This window comes from Flavobacterium sp. (assembly GCF_965657075.1).
Lineage (GTDB): Bacteria > Bacteroidota > Bacteroidia > Flavobacteriales > Flavobacteriaceae > Flavobacterium.
The window spans coordinates 87,513-104,897 of the sequence record NZ_CBFHMV010000003.1 but is presented as its reverse complement, the minus strand read 5'-3'; the positions used below and the strand labels follow the sequence as shown (position 1 = coordinate 104,897).

16 protein-coding genes are annotated in these 17,385 nt (G+C 30.2%); 10 read left to right on the top strand and 6 right to left on the bottom strand.

Going from position 1 to position 17,385, the window contains the following annotated elements; translation table 11 throughout:
• Nucleotides 1-46: 46 nt before the first annotated feature.
• The gene (locus ACTF56_RS03420) at nucleotides 47-1,450 is read right to left on the bottom strand and encodes a TlpA family protein disulfide reductase (RefSeq protein ID WP_438965512.1); all 1,404 of its coding nucleotides are present in this window, start codon (nucleotides 1,448-1,450) and stop codon (nucleotides 47-49) included.
• 165 nt (nucleotides 1,451-1,615) lie between these two features.
• Between ACTF56_RS03420 and ACTF56_RS03415 the strand changes: the two genes are divergently transcribed.
• From ACTF56_RS03415 to rocD, 4 genes are all read left to right on the top strand, one after another.
• Nucleotides 1,616-3,235, top strand: coding sequence for an ABC-F family ATP-binding cassette domain-containing protein (locus ACTF56_RS03415; RefSeq protein WP_438965511.1), 1,620 nt, complete (start codon nucleotides 1,616-1,618; stop codon nucleotides 3,233-3,235).
• A gap of 70 nt (nucleotides 3,236-3,305) precedes the next feature.
• Nucleotides 3,306-3,854 (top strand): DUF1697 domain-containing protein, encoded by a 549-nt coding sequence (locus tag ACTF56_RS03410; RefSeq protein WP_438965510.1) that lies wholly within the window; start codon nucleotides 3,306-3,308, stop codon nucleotides 3,852-3,854.
• A gap of 111 nt (nucleotides 3,855-3,965) precedes the next feature.
• On the top strand, nucleotides 3,966-4,376 hold the full coding sequence (locus tag ACTF56_RS03405) for an OsmC family protein (RefSeq protein WP_438965509.1): 411 nt from the start codon (nucleotides 3,966-3,968) through the stop codon (nucleotides 4,374-4,376).
• 249 nt (nucleotides 4,377-4,625) lie between these two features.
• Nucleotides 4,626-5,906 (top strand): ornithine--oxo-acid transaminase, encoded by a 1,281-nt coding sequence (gene rocD, locus ACTF56_RS03400; protein ID WP_438965508.1) that lies wholly within the window; start codon nucleotides 4,626-4,628, stop codon nucleotides 5,904-5,906.
• 47 nt (nucleotides 5,907-5,953) lie between these two features.
• Here rocD and ACTF56_RS03395 read toward each other — a convergent pair whose 3' ends face one another.
• Together ACTF56_RS03395 and ACTF56_RS03390 are read right to left on the bottom strand one after the other, a co-directional pair.
• The gene (locus ACTF56_RS03395; RefSeq protein ID WP_438965507.1) at nucleotides 5,954-6,283 is read right to left on the bottom strand and encodes a CCC motif membrane protein; all 330 of its coding nucleotides are present in this window, start codon (nucleotides 6,281-6,283) and stop codon (nucleotides 5,954-5,956) included.
• 25 nt (nucleotides 6,284-6,308) lie between these two features.
• Nucleotides 6,309-6,587, bottom strand: a complete 279-nt coding sequence (locus ACTF56_RS03390; protein ID WP_438965506.1) for a DUF2752 domain-containing protein — start codon at nucleotides 6,585-6,587, stop codon at nucleotides 6,309-6,311.
• 107 nt (nucleotides 6,588-6,694) lie between these two features.
• Here ACTF56_RS03390 and ACTF56_RS03385 point away from each other — a divergent pair, with 107 nt between their 5' ends.
• Nucleotides 6,695-7,252 carry a Smr/MutS family protein gene (locus ACTF56_RS03385; RefSeq protein WP_438965505.1) on the top strand — a complete coding sequence of 186 codons (558 nt, stop codon included), beginning with the start codon at nucleotides 6,695-6,697 and terminating at the stop codon, nucleotides 7,250-7,252.
• 7 nt (nucleotides 7,253-7,259) lie between these two features.
• Here the strand turns inward: ACTF56_RS03385 and ACTF56_RS03380 are convergent, their stop codons facing one another.
• Entirely contained in the window at nucleotides 7,260-7,772 is a 513-nt protein-coding gene (locus tag ACTF56_RS03380; protein ID WP_438965504.1) for a hypothetical protein, read from the bottom strand.
• Nucleotides 7,773-8,120: 348 nt separating this feature from the next.
• Between ACTF56_RS03380 and ACTF56_RS03375 the strand changes: the two genes are divergently transcribed.
• Together ACTF56_RS03375 and ACTF56_RS03370 are read left to right on the top strand one after the other, a co-directional pair.
• Complete coding sequence (locus ACTF56_RS03375) at nucleotides 8,121-9,959, top strand: MFS transporter (RefSeq protein ID WP_438965503.1); 1,839 nt, start codon at nucleotides 8,121-8,123, stop codon at nucleotides 9,957-9,959.
• A gap of 112 nt (nucleotides 9,960-10,071) precedes the next feature.
• Nucleotides 10,072-11,196, top strand: coding sequence for a cysteine desulfurase family protein (locus ACTF56_RS03370; RefSeq protein ID WP_438965502.1), 1,125 nt, complete (start codon nucleotides 10,072-10,074; stop codon nucleotides 11,194-11,196).
• Here ACTF56_RS03370 and ACTF56_RS03365 read toward each other — a convergent pair whose 3' ends face one another.
• Nucleotides 11,197-11,520 (bottom strand): YbaB/EbfC family nucleoid-associated protein, encoded by a 324-nt coding sequence (locus ACTF56_RS03365; RefSeq protein ID WP_438965501.1) that lies wholly within the window; start codon nucleotides 11,518-11,520, stop codon nucleotides 11,197-11,199.
• 142 nt (nucleotides 11,521-11,662) lie between these two features.
• On the opposite strand from ACTF56_RS03365, the gene ACTF56_RS03360 reads away from it, so the two are divergent.
• From ACTF56_RS03360 to ACTF56_RS03350, 3 genes are all read left to right on the top strand, one after another.
• Entirely contained in the window at nucleotides 11,663-13,723 is a 2,061-nt protein-coding gene (locus ACTF56_RS03360) for a S9 family peptidase (RefSeq protein ID WP_438965500.1), read from the top strand.
• 78 nt (nucleotides 13,724-13,801) lie between these two features.
• Nucleotides 13,802-14,842 (top strand): PLP-dependent cysteine synthase family protein, encoded by a 1,041-nt coding sequence (locus ACTF56_RS03355; RefSeq protein WP_438965499.1) that lies wholly within the window; start codon nucleotides 13,802-13,804, stop codon nucleotides 14,840-14,842.
• Nucleotides 14,843-14,948: 106 nt separating this feature from the next.
• The gene (locus ACTF56_RS03350; protein WP_438965498.1) at nucleotides 14,949-16,436 is read left to right on the top strand and encodes an aminotransferase class V-fold PLP-dependent enzyme; all 1,488 of its coding nucleotides are present in this window, start codon (nucleotides 14,949-14,951) and stop codon (nucleotides 16,434-16,436) included.
• A gap of 1 nt (nucleotide 16,437) precedes the next feature.
• On the opposite strand, the gene ACTF56_RS03345 is transcribed toward ACTF56_RS03350, so the two are convergent.
• Nucleotides 16,438-17,307, bottom strand: coding sequence for a lysophospholipid acyltransferase family protein (locus ACTF56_RS03345; protein WP_438965497.1), 870 nt, complete (start codon nucleotides 17,305-17,307; stop codon nucleotides 16,438-16,440).
• Between the last annotated feature and the right edge of the window lie 78 nt (nucleotides 17,308-17,385).

Here is a 17,385-nt window from a genome sequence, read left to right as displayed (position 1 = left end):
AATCGCTTTTTTTTTGTTCTAAATTATAAATGAATTGAAAGACTACCTATTTCAAATTATCTTCAAAATTTACGTCAAATAAATCTACAAAAGCATTTTTAATAGTTCCATCTGCATTTAAAATTATGGTTCTTCCTAGTTTGTGAATTACAAATTTCTTTTTAGTGTTTTCATAATTTACAGCAAAAATTTCTGTGATGTTATTTTCAGACATTTCATCAATTTTATTATGCCATTTTTCTATGGAATCATCTAAATCAACTGCAATAAAATCTGTTTTAGGATATTTTAGTTTTAAATCATTTACTTTTTTGTGAGCAGCTTCAAAATTAGATTCAGCCTTTGTTGTTATAAAAAACAAAACGGTTTGTCTTTTAATTAATTCTTCAAAATTTACAGGTTGGTTGTTTTTGTGTAAAAACTCTTCTTTAGGCAATTTATTTCCAACTTTTAATTTTTCAAATGAGCTGTAAATTTCTTTAATTTCATTTTGCATTTCTTTGTCAGAAGAGTATTTCAAATATTTGTCAACAAAATCTTTAGTTTTGTCCAAATTTTTGTTTTCCATTAAATAAAAATAAGTCATTCTGTGAAGAACACTGTTTTTGTTTTTCTTATTCTTGATAAAATTATTAACTATTTCTAATTTATCGAAGTTATTTTCCAAATCAAATTCACTTATATTTCCTTTTTTTTCTGTAAAAACAACATTGTTAAGTAGCGCGGTTGTGTACTTTTGATAAAGATAAAAATTAGATAAATTGGCATTGTCTAAATCAACAACATCTCTATGCTTATAATAGTCTTTTGGAAGTTCGTTAATGACATTTTTTCCCGTTATGAATTTGTGTGCGTAAGGATAAACTTCTTTCTTAAGGTAATAAGGTAAATTCAAACTGGCTAAGGCAATAGTGTCAAAACTCAAATCCCAGTCAACTTTTGATTTGAATTTATCGTATATTTTTTTCTTTACTATGTAACTTGAATCGATGCTTTTAATGTAGTCTTTCGAATCTCTAAAATACAAATCATACACATTGCTTTTGTCTACTTCATTAGCCAAAAACATCTCCATTAAATAGTTGTTTTTTTCATGACCTCTTCCACAAAAAACGATCGAATTATCAAAGTCATTGGTGTTAATAATTAACATCAAACTGTCGTTTTTACCATAATATATGTATTGATATTCAGGATAATGCTTAAATGTATATAAACCAGGAGCTAAAGAATCAAATTTATGAAGAAAACGATTGTCTTTATCTAAGTATATAGTATCTAAAACTTCGTTATCTTTTAAAAATAGAACAAATTTACTTTTCGGATTAATTATTTCTCCTCCAAAATAAGCTGAAAAATCTTCTTTGCTGTGTTTGGTATCACACGACACTAAAAGACTTAATCCTATTATGGAAGCTATGTGTGTTAAAAAATGTAATTGCTTGGACATGTATCTTTTATTTCGAAAACAAATTTATAGTATAGAAAATTACTGCATTGTTAAAGCATCGTTAAATTAAACCTATAAATGTTATAAATAATATTGTAAAAATTAAGTGTTTAAACAACAAAACTAAACGTAATTTACTACTTTTGCAAAAAAAAAATATTTAGCATGTTAACAGTTTCTAATTTATCAGTTCAATTTGGTAAACGAGTATTATTTGATGAAGTAAATACCACATTCACACAAGGCAATTGCTACGGAATTATTGGTGCTAATGGTGCAGGTAAGTCAACATTCATGAAGATAATTGCAGGAGATATGGATCCAACTTCTGGAAGAGTGATTCTTGAACCAGGCAAACGTATGTCAGTTTTAAACCAAAATCACAACATGTTTGATGAGCATACCGTTTTAGAAACCGTTTTGATGGGAAACAAAGTACTTCATAAAATTAAAGCCGAAATGGACGCTTTATATTTAGATTACAATGAAGAAAATGCCAATAGAATAGGAGAGTTGCAAATGCAATTTGATGAAATGAATGGTTGGAATGCCGAATCAGATGCTGGTTCGATGTTGTCTAACTTAGGAATTTCTGCGGATTATCATTATACTTTAATGGCAGATTTAGAAGGAAAACTTAAAGTTCGTGTTTTATTAGCACAAGCTCTTTTTGGTAACCCAGATGTATTGATTATGGATGAGCCTACCAATGATTTGGATTTTGAAACCATTGGTTGGTTAGAAAATTTCTTAGCCAATTATGAAAATACGGTTTTAGTAGTTTCGCACGATAGACACTTTTTAGATTCAGTTTGTACGCATATTTCTGATATTGATTTTGGTAAGATTAATAACTATTCTGGAAACTATACATTTTGGTATGAAAGTAGTCAATTAGCAGCCAAACAAAAGGCCCAACAAAACAAGAAAGCCGAAGAAAAGAAAGCTGAATTAGAAGAATTTATCCGTCGTTTTAGTGCCAATGTTGCCAAATCAAAACAAGCAACTTCACGTAAAAAGATGATTGATAAATTAAACTTGGATGAAATCAAACCTTCAAGCAGAAGATATCCAGCCATTATTTTTGATACAGATCGTGAAGCTGGTGATCAAATCTTAAATGTTCAGAATTTAAGTGCATCAATTGACGGAGAAGTCTTATTCAAAGATGTGCATTTAAACATGGCAAAAGGCGATAAAGTAGTCGTTTTTTCTAAAGATTCTAGAGCAACAACTGCTTTTTATGAAATTTTAAACGGAAATCAAAAACCAGATTCTGGAGAATTTGATTGGGGAATCACCACAACGCAATCGTATTTGCCAGCTGATAATCACGAGTTTTTTGAAAGCAAAGATTTGAATTTAGTAGATTGGTTACGTCAGTACGCAAAAACAGAAGAAGAAAGAGATGAAGTATATATTAGAGGTTTCCTTGGAAAAATGATTTTTTCTGGAGAAGAAGCTTTAAAAAAATGTAATGTACTTTCAGGAGGAGAAAAAGTGCGTTGTATGCTATCAAGAATGATGATGATGCGTGCTAATGTTTTAATGTTGGACGAACCAACCAATCACTTGGATTTGGAATCTATTACTGCTTTTAATAATTCTCTAAAAAACTTTAAAGGCTCTGTTTTATTAACAACGCATGACCACGAATTCGCTCAAACCGTTGGAAACCGAATTTTCGAAATTACACCAAAAGGAGTTATTGACAGGTACATGTCTTTTGATGAATATTTAGATGATCCAAAAATCAAGGAACAAAGAGCTAAAATGTATAGTTAATCACGAATTAGCAATTATAAATTATGAATCCCAATTTTTATGAAGTTGGGATTTTTAATACCTTTAGAAAATGAAACACTTAGCACTACTTCGAGGCATAAACGTATCAGGTCACAATATGATTAAAATGGATGCTTTAAAAAAGCTGCTTGAAGACATTCAATTTCAAAACGTTGAAACCTATATTCAATCTGGAAATGTGTTCTTAGAAACTACAGAAGAGAACCCTAATAGCATAGGTTTTGCCATCAAACAAGAAATCTTCAAACAACTGGGTTTTGATGTTCCAGTAATTGTAATCAGTAAATCTGACTTAGAAAAATGTTTGACCAATAATCCTTTTTTCAAAGAGAAAAATGTCGATACCAAAAAACTATACGTTGCTTTTATTTCAAAAGAACTCAATAATAATGCATTGAATGATTTAAAAATAAGTCAATTCAAACCTGATGAAGCTTTTATTGATGGTAACAGAATTTACATGAAACTCGAAACTGGAGCTGCTAAAACAAAATTGACTCAAAAATACATTGAAAAAAAGCTAAATGTAACAGCAACTTCTAGAAACTGGAACACCGTAAATAAATTATTAGAAATGTTTGATGAAAAGCATCTTTAAGTTTATCAGATAGTTATTTCTTATTTATGAATTGGTTATATCAATAAATTATGAATGTGATTCCAAAATAGTTTCATTAAATTTGTTTCAATAACTAATAAAAAAAGAAACATGAAAAGAAATGCAACAGCTGTTTGGAACGGAGACGTAAAAACAGGAACAGGAAAAATATCAACACAAAGTACCACTCTAAATAATGCTCAATATTCATTCAAAACACGTTTTGAAGACGGAGTAGGAACCAATCCAGAAGAATTAGTAGCAGCAGCGCACGCTGGTTGTTTTTCCATGCAATTATCAGCTTTCATTGGAGAGTTAGGTCACAAAATTGAAAGCATACAAACTAAGTGCGAAATTAACTTGGTAGAAGGTTCAATCATTGGTTCACATTTAATTGTAGAAGCAAAAATCGACGGAATTTCAGAAGATAAATTTCAAGAATTAGTTACTAAAGCAGAAGAAAATTGCCTAATATCAAAATTATTAGACACAAAAATTACTTCAAGTGCTACTTTAGTATAAGTTGGTAATAATCTATAAATCAATAAAAATCCTTTATTTTATAGAGGATTTTTTTTCTAATTTTATGAAGTAAATAAATATTTTTTAGATTTCAAAAAATTGGAATTTGGATTTTTCTTTTTGGTATTTCTTTTTATTACATTTGTAACATATGGATGATTTCTCTCCAAAAGAAGGAATCTTGCCTGTTAAAAAACAGGTTGATTTTATTAAGAATCTGTAACGAGTTCAGATTAAAAAAATTCATTTATGTCAGTTTTAGAAAAAAATGCATCTAATCAAGCAATTGCTTTAGAAGATCAATTTGGGGCACACAATTATCACCCACTTCCTGTAGTTTTAGCAAAAGGAGATGGCGTTTATGTTTGGGATGTTGACGAAAAAAAATATTACGATTTTCTTTCGGCTTATTCTGCAGTGAATCAAGGACATTGTCATCCTGCAATTATTGGAGCAATGATTGAACAAGCCAAAACCTTAACGTTAACTTCTCGTGCTTTTTACAACGATAAGTTGGGAGTTTACGAAGAATACATTACAAAATATTTCGGTTTTGATAAGGTTTTACCAATGAATACAGGTGCTGAAGCAGTTGAAACAGCTATCAAAATTTGTAGAAAATGGGCTTACGAGAAAAAAGGAATTTCAGAAAATGATGCACAAATCATAGTTTGTGAGAATAATTTCCATGGAAGAACTACAACAATCATTTCGTTTTCAAACGACGAAAATGCTAGAAAGAATTTCGGACCATATACTGCAGGTTTTATCAAAATTCCTTATGACGATATCGAAGCTTTGGAAAAAGCCATTAAATCGTCTAAAAACATTGCTGGTTTCTTGGTTGAACCTATTCAAGGTGAAGCTGGAGTTTATGTTCCAAGTACAGATTATTTAGCTAAAGCTCAAAAACTTTGTAAAGACAATGAGGTATTATTTATAGCAGACGAAGTTCAAACAGGAATTGCACGTACAGGTTCCATTTTAGCTGTTTGTGGAAATTGTACTTGTGAGAACAGTTGTGAAAAACAAGCAACTTACGTTCAACCAGATATGTTAATTTTGGGAAAAGCACTTTCTGGTGGTGTTTATCCTGTTTCTGCAGTTTTAGCTAACAATGAAATTATGGATGTCATTAAACCAGGGCAACACGGTTCTACTTTTGGTGGGAATCCTGTAGCAGCAGCGGTTGCTATTGCAGCTCTTGATGTAGTTAAAGATGAGAAATTAGTTCAGAATGCAAGAACGTTAGGGAATTTATTCAGAAGTGAATTAAATAAATATATTGAAACTTCAAATATTGTTTCATTAGTAAGAGGAAAAGGATTATTAAACGCCATTGTAATCAACGATTCAGAAGAAAGCGAAACTGCTTGGAACATTTGTATGAAATTATCTGAAAATGGTTTATTGGCAAAACCAACCCACGGAAATATCATTCGTTTTGCACCACCTTTAGTAATGACTGAAGAACAATTATTAGATTGTGTGTCAATTATCACCAAGACTTTAAAAGAATTTGAAAAGTAAGAAATAAAAAAAAACCGATTAAAATTTTAATCGGTTTTTTAAAAAAATTATCTTCCTTTACTTAGTTGTTCTAGAAGTTCTTCAAGTTGTTTTTGTTGTTCAATATCTTTTCCTGTTGCTTTCATGTAAATCCAGTATACAAAGACAAGAGCACTTAAAACAAACGCAACCATATTTACAATTTTCCATGTATCTAATGATTTAATGTTGTAAAGTTCAGGGTTTTCGTTGTAAGTATCGTGTGCTTTTTTAGCTAAATACAATCCAATTCCCGAAAGAATTAATCCTCCAATTCCACTCGTACAGCAACATCCAATATAGGATAAGATGCCTAAAATCATTACTACTTGTTCGTTAGGTAATTTTTGTTTTTCCATAATTTAATTTAGTTTTAGTTGGTATTTAATTGAAATTGATTTTATAAAAATAATTAATAATCATTAGAATTCCATTTACTATTGCTAAAAGACTTATTAATTTTAAATAGTTTCTTTTTTTATCAATAAAATGTAAAAATAGAACTACAGTAAATAGTATTAATGTGTAGATAGCTGGAAACATTTTAAACGCTTCTACAAATTCACCTTGCAATAAAAGGTGAAATGCTCTTTGTGTTCCGCAACCCATACAGTCTACTCCAAAAATAGTTTTATTCATGCAGGGTAACATGTAATCTTCCATAAAATAAAAAATTATTTGTTTACAATTTTACAAATAAAAAATGTATTTGTAGTTAATTCCTTTAATCTTTTTTACTTTTGGTAAGGTTTAATTTTAATAAAAAAGGCATGTCAAATTTTCAAATAGGAGATAAGGTTTCGGTTTTAGATGATGCTATTGACGGTATTGTTATTGCAGTGAATTCAAATCAAATAACCATAGAAACTGAGGATGGATTTCCGATGACATATTTTGTCAATGAATTGGTTAAAAACAACATTTCCAATGATTTAAAAGGTTTTATTTCTCGTGATACTATAAGTCAAGTAAAAGCTGAAAAACAAGAAGAAAAAAAGAGAAGTTTTACAAAAGAAAAGAAATCTTCAAGAGATGTTTTTACTTTAGAAGTGGATTTGCATATTGAAAAATTAGTTCCTTCAAAGAAAGGTTTGAATAATTATGACATCTTAACCATTCAATTGGATACAGCAAAAAGACAAATGGAATTTGCCATTAGAAACCGAATTCCAAAGTTGGTTTTAATTCACGGAGTTGGTGAAGGAGTTTTAAAAACAGAGTTAGAATTTCTTTTAAAACGATACGAAAACATAAGCACCCAAGAAGCCAATTATCAAAAATATGGTCAAGGAGCAACCGAAGTTTATTTCTTACAGAAAAAGGTTTAAGTTTTTTTTAGGGTTGATAATCGCCTAGTAAATATTCTTCAAAACTGAATGAGTTATTAGAATTAGCGAAATTAACATTTAAAAACTTTATGGTGTAAGTGTATCCTAATAATGTTATGCCATCAGTAGCAAAACGTTTTGAGGTTGTAACTTCAATCGTTCCACCAGTTGCATTCCATTCATTAACAACTATTGGGGTTGCTGGTGCAATTGTACTGCAAATTGTAGTAGTTGAAGCAGTAGTATCATAAATTCTATAAAAAATCCCATAAGCACTACCAACTTGATAAGTTTTGGTATAAGGAAAATTAGTTTCGTTAGGATCTAAGGTATAAATAGTTGCATCTGTATTTAAAACCAAAAGTTCTTCGCCGTTTATTTTGTATAAAAAAGTCTTGTTTGGATCAGAACATTTTTGAATGGCTTGATTGGAAAAATTAAATGATTCTAAAGTTAAGTCACCATCATCACAGGAATTAAAAAGTAATGACAAAACTAAGATTGCTATGATTTTTTTCATTGTTAACTATTTTTAGCAAAAGTAATTTTAAAAATGAAAACTCGATAACTTTTAACTTAGTTTTTTAATGATAACAAACAGTTGTCTTATTTTAATCGTCTAAATGCTATGAATTTAGAGCTTATCTTAAGAAATATGTAGGTTTTTGGTTCAATAATAATGGACAATTCATTTTTTTTTTAATTCATAAAGAAAACGATTTCGTTAATAACTAATTTTTATAATAATATAGAATATTACCTTATAAATGTATATTTAACAAATTTTTCAGCTTTAAATTATCATTTATTTAATTTAAGTTGTTTGTTACTAATATTTTATAAAATTGAAAATTAAACAGCATCAATTATGAGTTCAAACAAGATTCAAACCAACTATCCAGCATTGTATACACTTATTACAGTATTTTTCTTTTGGGGATTTATTGCAGCTGGAAATAGTATTTTTATTCCCTTCTGTAAAAGTTATTTTTCGTTAGATCAATTTCAATCTCAATTGGTAGATTTTGCCTTTTATACAGCCTATTACGTTGGGGCTTTATTATTGTTCGCTTTTGGAAATAATACGGGGAAAGATATTGTTGGAAAATGGGGTTATAAAGGAAGTATTGTATATGGCTTATTATTTTCAGCATTGGGAGCAGGAGCTATGATTGTTGCAGTTGAGGCTAATTTGTATGCAGGAATGTTAGTTGGATTGTTTATTGTTGCTTTGGGCTTTTCTTTACAACAAACAGCAGCTAATCCGTTTGCCATTTTATTAGGTGATCCAAAAACAGGCGCTAGTCGTGTTAATCTTGGTGGCGGTATCAATTCGTTTGGAACAACTATTGGTCCAATTGTAGTTGCATTAGCACTTTTTGGAACTGCAGCTTCCATTTCTGACGAACAAATTAAATTATTAGAATTAAATAAAGTTGTGATTTTATACGTTTGTGTTGGTTTACTTTTTGTAGCTGCTGCAGCATTATTTTATTTTTCTAAAAAAGTACCTTCAGGAATTTCAGATGAGCCCATTGAAAAAGCTAACAAAGCTTTATACACGCTAATTGTTATTACAGGTTTACTAATTGTAATGTTTAGTCCAGTTTTTGCTAGCTATAATTCTGATGAAGCAAAACAAATTGTTCAAATTGAAAAAAATATTGAACCTACAACAAAAAAAATCAATAAACTTATTGATGATTTAGTTTTAAACAAACATGACAAATCTCTATCTGAAGCTGAAAAATCAATAAAAGTAACTAACATTGAGGCTTCAATTGACGTATTGAAAAGTGAAATTAAACCACAAACCGATGAAATAGATACCATAAAAATGCCATTAGAAAAATACAGAATGTATTGGCTTTTTGGTGCTTTAGCTGTTATTTTGGGTGGAATTTTATTTTCGTATACTTCGGCCAAAAAGAAATCAGAAGGTTGGGGAGCTATGCAATATCCACAATTAGTTTTGGGAATGTTGGCAATTTTTACTTATGTAGGAGTAGAGGTAGCTATTGGAAGTAATTTGGGAGAATTATTAAAACTAAAAGATTTTGGAGGTTTAATGTCATCGGAAATTGCTCCTTACATTTCAATGTATTGGGGAAGTTTAATGATTGGTCGTTGGGCAGGAGCAGTTAGTGTTTTTGAATTAAAAGGTATGAAAAAAACAATTGCTTTAATCATAGTGCCTTTGGTAGCTTTCGCAATAATTTTAGGAGTAAATATTTTGTCAGGAAAAGACATGAAACCATTATATTATTATGTGTTTTGTGTGTTTATTCAAATTGGAGCTTTCTTTTTGAGTAAAGATAAGCCTGCTAGAACTTTAACTATTTTTGGTAGTTTAGGAATTTTAGCTATGTTGGTAGGCTTGTTTAGTACAGGAACTGTTGCTATATATGCATTTTTAGCCGGTGGATTGGCTTGTTCGATCATGTGGCCATCTATTTTTAGTTTGTCTATTATTGGTTTAGGAAAATATACTTCTCAAGGTTCTGCTTTCTTAGTGATGATGATTTTAGGTGGTGGAATCATTCCTCCAATTCAAGGAAAATTATCAGATATTATTGGGATTCATCAGTCTTATATAGTAGCTGTTGTTTGTTTTGCATATTTAACATTATTTGCAATTCTGGTAAAAGCCTTGTTGAAGAAGCAAAATATTGATGTTGACGCTGTTGAAGTAGCTGCGAGTCATTAATATCTTTTAATCTTAAAAACAGAATTCCAAATCCCAAAGTTTATTTAATTTTGGAATTTGGAATTTCTTTTTTAGCAATTTCTTATTCGTATCTTTGCATAAAACACAACAAATGTCAAAAAAAGTTTATTTAGATAGTGCAGCAACAACTTGTTTATTGCCTGAAGTAATAGATGAAATGGTTCAGGTTTTACAAAATGATTATGGAAATCCTTCATCAACACATAGTTTTGGAAGAAGTTCAAAAACATTAGTAGAATCTTCAAGAAAATCCATTGCTAAACATTTGAATTGTTCTTCATCAGAATTAATCTTTACAAGTAGTGGTACAGAAGCTACGAATTGGATATTAAATAATGCCGTAAAGCATAACGGAATCAAGAGAATAATTTCTTCTAAAATAGAGCATCATGCTACTTTATATACTGTTTTAGCTTTGCAAAAAGAATACAATATCCAACTTGATTTTGTAAATATATTACCAACTGGTTCAATTGATTACAATCATTTATCGGAACTATTAAATCAAGAAATTCCAACATTGGTTTCATTAATGCATGTCAATAACGAAATAGGTACTCAATTAGATGTTAGTAAAGTTGGAAAGTTGTGTAAAGAACACAAAGCCTTATTTCATTGTGATACTGTTCAATCTATTGGGAAATCTAAAATAGACTTAGAACTTTTACCAGTTGATTTTTTAGTTGCAAGTGCTCATAAATTTCATGGTCCAAAAGGCATTGGTTTTGCTTATGTTCGAAAAGGAATTGTTATGCAGCCTATGACTTATGGTGGTGCACAAGAAAAAGGATTGCGTGCAGGCACTGAAGCTGTTCATCAAATTGCAGGAATGGCTAAAGCATTTGATTTAGGTCACGAAAATCTTGAAAAAGACATGGCCTATATTTCAGATTTAAAAAACTATTGTATTGAACAATTACTAGCCAATTTTCCTGACATTAGAATAGTGGGAGAAAACACATTCTATAACATCATTAATTTTATTTTACCTTTTTCGGAAGCCAAAACTGCTATGATGCTTTTTAATTTAGACATCAAAGGGATTGCGGTTTCTAGAGGTAGTGCTTGCCAAAGTGGAAGTGTAAAGCCTTCTCACGTTTTATCTGAAATTTTATCAGATGAAAACTTAAAAAAACCTAATTTGCGAGTTTCCTTTTGTCACACTAACACCAAAGAGGATATTGATATGCTTATCGAAGGCTTAAAAAGTACTTAATTATTTAAACAAATCCATTCCTGGTATTGATGGCATTCCTTCTTTTGCAACAGCAGCCAATTCGGTTTCGTTAACATTTGTTGCTTTGGCAATCACTTTATTTAAAGTCGTAATTAAATAATCTTCCAACATCTCTTTATCTTCCAAAAGTCTATCATCTACAGAAATGTTTTTAACAACTCTATTTGCTGTCATGGTAACTTTTAATAAACCATCAGTACTCTGCTCATCAACCAAAACATGGTCTAAACGTTTCTTTGTTTCTTCTACTCTTTGTTGGGTTTCTTTTAATTTACCCATCATATTCATCATGTCTCCAAACATTGTTAATAATTTATTTGTGGTTAAGAAGGCAAATTTACTAAATTGCATTAAAATTAATCAAAAAAAGATGAAATTTAAAACCTCAATTTTCTTACTATGTCTTATTTTTGTAAGCTCTTGTAATAAAAGTAAAAAATCAAAAATGCCTGAAAATATTAAGACACCCATTGCTAAAGTAAAAGATACTATTTTAGAAAAGCATGGTGACCAACGATTAGATCCTTACTATTGGTTAAACGATAGAGAAAATCCAGAAGTAATAGCCTATCTTAACGAAGAGAATGAATATTACAATAAAATGACCGCTCATACCAATGATTTGCAAAAGACTTTATTTGATGAAATGAAATCTAGAATCAAAGAGGATGACGAATCGGTTCCTTATTTGTACAATGGTTATTATTACATAGTGAAATACGAAAAAGGTAAAGATTATCCTATTTATGCTCGAAAAAAAGGAAGTATGTCTGCTAAAGAAGAAATTCTTTTTGATTGTAACGAAATGGCCAAAGGACATGCGTATTTTAGTTTGAGTGGTTTGAGTGTTAGTGATGATAATAAATGGGCTGCTTTTGGTGTGGATAAAGTTTCAAGAAGACAATATGAAATTCAAATAAAAAACCTAGAAACTAATGAAATTCTTCCTGATAAAATAGAAAACACAACTGGTGGTGCAACTTGGGCTGCGGATAATAAAACTTTTTTTTACACGCTAAAAGATCCTGTAACTTTACGATCAAGTAAAATTTACAGACATGAACTAAATACACCAGTTGCTGATGATGTAATGGTTTTTCATGAAAAAGATGAAACATTTACTACTTATGTTTATAAAGAAAAATCAAAAAAATATATTGTAATTGGTTCCAATAGTACTTTATCAAATGAATTTCAGATTTTAGAAACAGATAATCCAAAAGGAAATTTCAGAATGTTTCAAAAGAGAATAAGAGGCTTAGAATTCAGTATTTCGCACTTTGGAGATAGTTTTTATGTGGTGACTAACAAAGACAAGGCTTTCAATTTCAAATTAATGAAAACTCCTGAAAATGCTACGGGTTATGAAAATTGGACTGATGTTATTCCTCATCGAAAAGAAACTCTTCTTGAAGGTGTAGATATTTTTAAAGATTATTTGGTTGTCGAAGAACGTACCAATGGTTTAAATAAAATTCAAATTAGACCATGGAATGGAGTAGGTGCTTATTATCTACCTTTTGAAAGTGAAACTTATACTGCATACACAACAACTAATGTTGATTTTGATACTGAAATACTTCGTTTTGCTTATCAATCCATGAAAACACCTTCTTCAGTTATTGATTTTAACATGAGAACTCAAGAAAAAACTGTTCTTAAGGAACAGCAAGTTTTAGGAGGCAAATTTGATAAAGATAATTATACAGAGGAACGAGTTTGGGCAACCGCAACGGATGGAACTAAAATTCCAATATCGATGGTTTACAGAAAAGGTATCAAGAAAGATGGATCAAATCCGTTATTGCAATATGCTTATGGTTCTTATGGTTCATCAATGGATCCTTACTTTTCATCAATAAATTTAAGTTTATTGGATAGAGGTTTTATTTATGCAATTGCTCACGTAAGAGGTGGCGAAGATTTAGGAAGAGAATGGTATGAAAACGGAAAATTATTAAAAAAAATGAATACGTTTACAGATTTTGTAGATTGTTCTAAATTCCTAATTCAAGAAAAATATACTTCTAAAGACCATTTATATGCAGAAGGTGGCTCAGCTGGTGGATTACTAATGGGAGTTGTTGTAAATATTGCTCCAGAATTATATAACGGAGTAATTGCACAAGTAGCATTTGTTGACGTTGTAACTACAATGCTTGACGAAACAATTCCGTTAACAACTGGTGAATATGACGAATGGGGAAATCCAAATGAGAAAGTATATTACGATTATATGAAGTCTTATTCTCCTTACGATAATGTAAAAACTCAAAATTACCCTAATGTGTTAGTAACTACAGGTTTACATGATTCTCAAGTCCAATATTGGGAACCAGCAAAATGGGTAGCCAAAATAAGAACAAAAAAAACAGATAAAAATATTTTATTGTTCCGAACAGACATGGATGCGGGGCATGGTGGTGCTTCAGGAAGGTTTGAAAGTCTCAAAGAAGTAGCCAGAGAATTTAGTTTTTTACTAGATTTAGAAGGAATTGAGAAATAATTAAATTTTTTTTGTAAATTTGCAGGGTTTTGTGGTTAAAAAAATCAAGAAAAAACACTTTGGAATAATACGTTATTTATGAAAGAACAAATAAAAGCTTATAACAACGTTTTAGAACTAATTGGAAACACTCCATTAATTAAGCTTAGTAAAATCACAAATGAACTAGAAGGAAATTTTTACGCTAAAGTAGAAGCTTTTAATCCAGGTCATTCAACTAAAGACAGAATTGCTCTATACATTATTGAAGAAGCTGAAAAGCAAGGTATTTTATCACCAGGTGATACAATAATCGAAACAACTTCAGGAAATACCGGTTTTAGCTTGGCTATGGTTAGTATCATAAAAGGTTATAATTGTATTTTAGCAGTAAGTTCAAAATCATCAAAAGACAAAATTGATATGCTTCGCACGATGGGTGCAAAAGTATATGTTTGTCCTGCTAATGTTTCCGCAGATGATGAAAGATCTTATTACAGTGTTGCCAAAAGATTACATGATGAAACTAAAGGTTCTGTTTACATCAATCAATATTTTAATCAATTAAATATTGATGCTCATTACAAAAGTACTGGTCCAGAAATTTGGGAACAAACTAGAGGTCAAATAACCCATTTAGTAGCTTGTAGTGGAACTGGTGGAACCATCTCAGGAACCGCAAAATACTTAAAAGAAAAAAATCCAAATATTAAAATTTTAGGTGTCGATGCTTTTGGTTCAGTATTAAAAAAATACCACGAAACAAAAGAATTTGATAATGATGAAATTTATCCTTATAGAATCGAAGGTTTAGGAAAAAACTTAATTCCAACCGCTACAGATTTTGATATTATTGATAAATTCATGAAAGTATCTGATGAGGAAAGTGCTCATTGTGCTAGAGATTTAGCTAAAACAGAAGGTTTATTCGTAGGATATACTTCAGGTGCAGCTCTTCAAGCCGTTAAACAATTTTCACAAGAAGGAGAATTTGACGAAAACAGTAATGTTGTAGTGATTTTCCCAGATCATGGTTCACGTTACATGAGTAAAGTATTCAGCGATGATTGGATGAATGAACAAGGTTTTTTTGACAGTATTAACATTGAAGAAGCTCAGAAAATTGAATTCATAAAATAAGAATCAATAATATAATTATAAGAAACCTTCAAATTTTGGAGGTTTTTTTATTTTATATTCAGTTTTATTGAATTTAATATTATTTTTGTATCAAATCATTATGGTTATGAATTCAGTGTCAGAAACAACAGCATTAGAAGTTTATTTTCAAAAATACAGAGCTAATATTATTGGAATCAATCAACAATTTGAAACCCCATTTGGGTCAAAAAAAATTATTTATACCGATTGGACCGCAAGTGGCAGACTTTACAGACCAATTGAAGACAAACTAGCGAATGATTTTGGACCTTTTGTAGCCAATACCCATACAGAAACTTCTGTTACCGGTAAAACCATGACAATGGCTTATCATAAAGCAAAAAAAATAATTAAACATCACATCAACGCTAATGATAATGATATTTTAATTAACTGTGGAACCGGAATGACAGGTGTTGTAAATAAATTGCAGCGTATTTTAGGTTTAAGAATACCTGAAAATTTAAAAGAGTTTACAAATATTCCAAAAGCAATAAAACCGGTTGTTTTTGTTTCGCACATGGAGCACCATTCTAACCAAACTTCTTGGATTGAGACTATTGCCGATGTTGTGATTATTCCTGCCAATAACGAAGGATTATTTTGCTTAAACGAATTTAAACAAGTATTAGATAAATATAAAGACAGAAGTTTTAAAATTGCTTCAATTACTTCTTGTTCTAATGTAACAGGTATCAAAACTCCTTATTATGAAGTGGCTAAAATGATGCACCAAAATAATGGAGTTTGCTTTGTGGATTTTGCTTGTTCTGGTCCTTATGTCGAAATCAACATGCATCCAGAAGATGAAGAAGCTTATTTAGACGCAATTTTCTTTTCACCTCATAAGTTTTTAGGCGGACCAGGTACTTCGGGTGTAATGGCTTTTAATAAAAATTTACATAAAAATAACATTCCTGATTGTCCTGGTGGAGGTACTGTTTCATGGACCAATCCTTGGGGCGAACACAAGTATATTGATAATATTGAAGATAGAGAAGACGGTGGAACTCCTGGCTTTTTACAAGTGATTAAAACAGCATTAGCCATTCAGCTGAAAGAACAAATGGGTGTTCAAAATATCTTAAAACGGGAACATGAAATTGTAGACTTTATTTTTGAAAGTCTAGGCAATGTTGAAAATATTAACATTTTAGCCAAAGAACATAAAGACAGGTTGGGAGTAATATCTTTTTATATAAATGACTTACATTTCAATTTAGGTGTCAAAATATTAAATGACAGATTTGGTATTCAAACTCGAGGCGGATGCAGTTGCGCAGGAACTTATGGTCATTATCTGTTGCATGTTGATCAAGAAACTTCTAATAATTTAGTTTGTCAAATCACATCGGGTGATTTGATTCAGAAACCAGGTTGGATTCGCATGTCAGTTCATCCTACAACTACCACAAAAGAAATTGAATATGTTTGTGATAGTATCAAAGAATTGGCTAAAAATCATTCGCAATGGGCAAAAGATTATCAGTACAATCCAAAATCAAACGAATTTGAATTTATTGATGCAAAATCAGTTGATGAAAATAGAGTAGAAGAGTTATTTAATTTTTAACTTATCTTGTGTGCTTCCAGCGTTTATGAGTCCATAAATAATATTCAGGAGCTTCATAAATTTGTTTCTCAACTCGCTTAATAAAATCTTTAGAAATTTCAAAACGGTCAGTTTCTTTAGGATTTTCGGCCATTAATTCAAATGTGCCTTCATAATAACCGCGTTTTATTTTTTTGGTTTTTAAAAATATTACGTTCATGTCGTATCTTTTAGCAAGCATTTCTGCACCAGTATGAATTGGAGTTTCAACACCCATAAAATGTTCCCAACAAATGATTTTGTCTTCTCTTGGAGATTGATCACTTGCAAAACCGTATAAGCTCAAAACACCTTCTTTATAATTTTTTTCAATCCTACTAGCAGTCTCTTTTGTAGTTATCAGATTGGCTTTAAATTTTGAACGAATTTCATGAACTAATTTATCAAAATATTTATTAGCAATTTTTTTATAAATTCCATATCCTTTAAATGAAATATAACGATTCATTGATACAACCCATTCATAACTTGCATAATGCGCACAAAGTAAAGCAATACTTTTATTCTTTTTTTCTAAATCTTTGTAAACTTCTAAATTGGTAAAAACATAGCGTTTTTCAATCTCTTTTTTAGATATACTAAGTGTTTTTATCATTTCTAAAAACATATCGCACATGTGATGATAGAATTTTTTTTCTATTTCATTTCTTTCTTCTCTTGATAAATGAGGTAAAGCAAGCGCAAGATTTTGTCGGACTGTTTTTTTTCTGTATTTTATTATTCTATAAACAAGAAAGAAAACAAAATCAGAAAACAAGTACAATAATCGAAAGGGCAAAATAGAAATCAGCCACAAAATAGGATAAACAAAAATAAAAACTATTAATTGCATTACAATTTTTTTACAAATATACTTATAAAATAACATTTAGAAAGTTCCTTTTTTCTACTTTTACAAAAACAATACAAA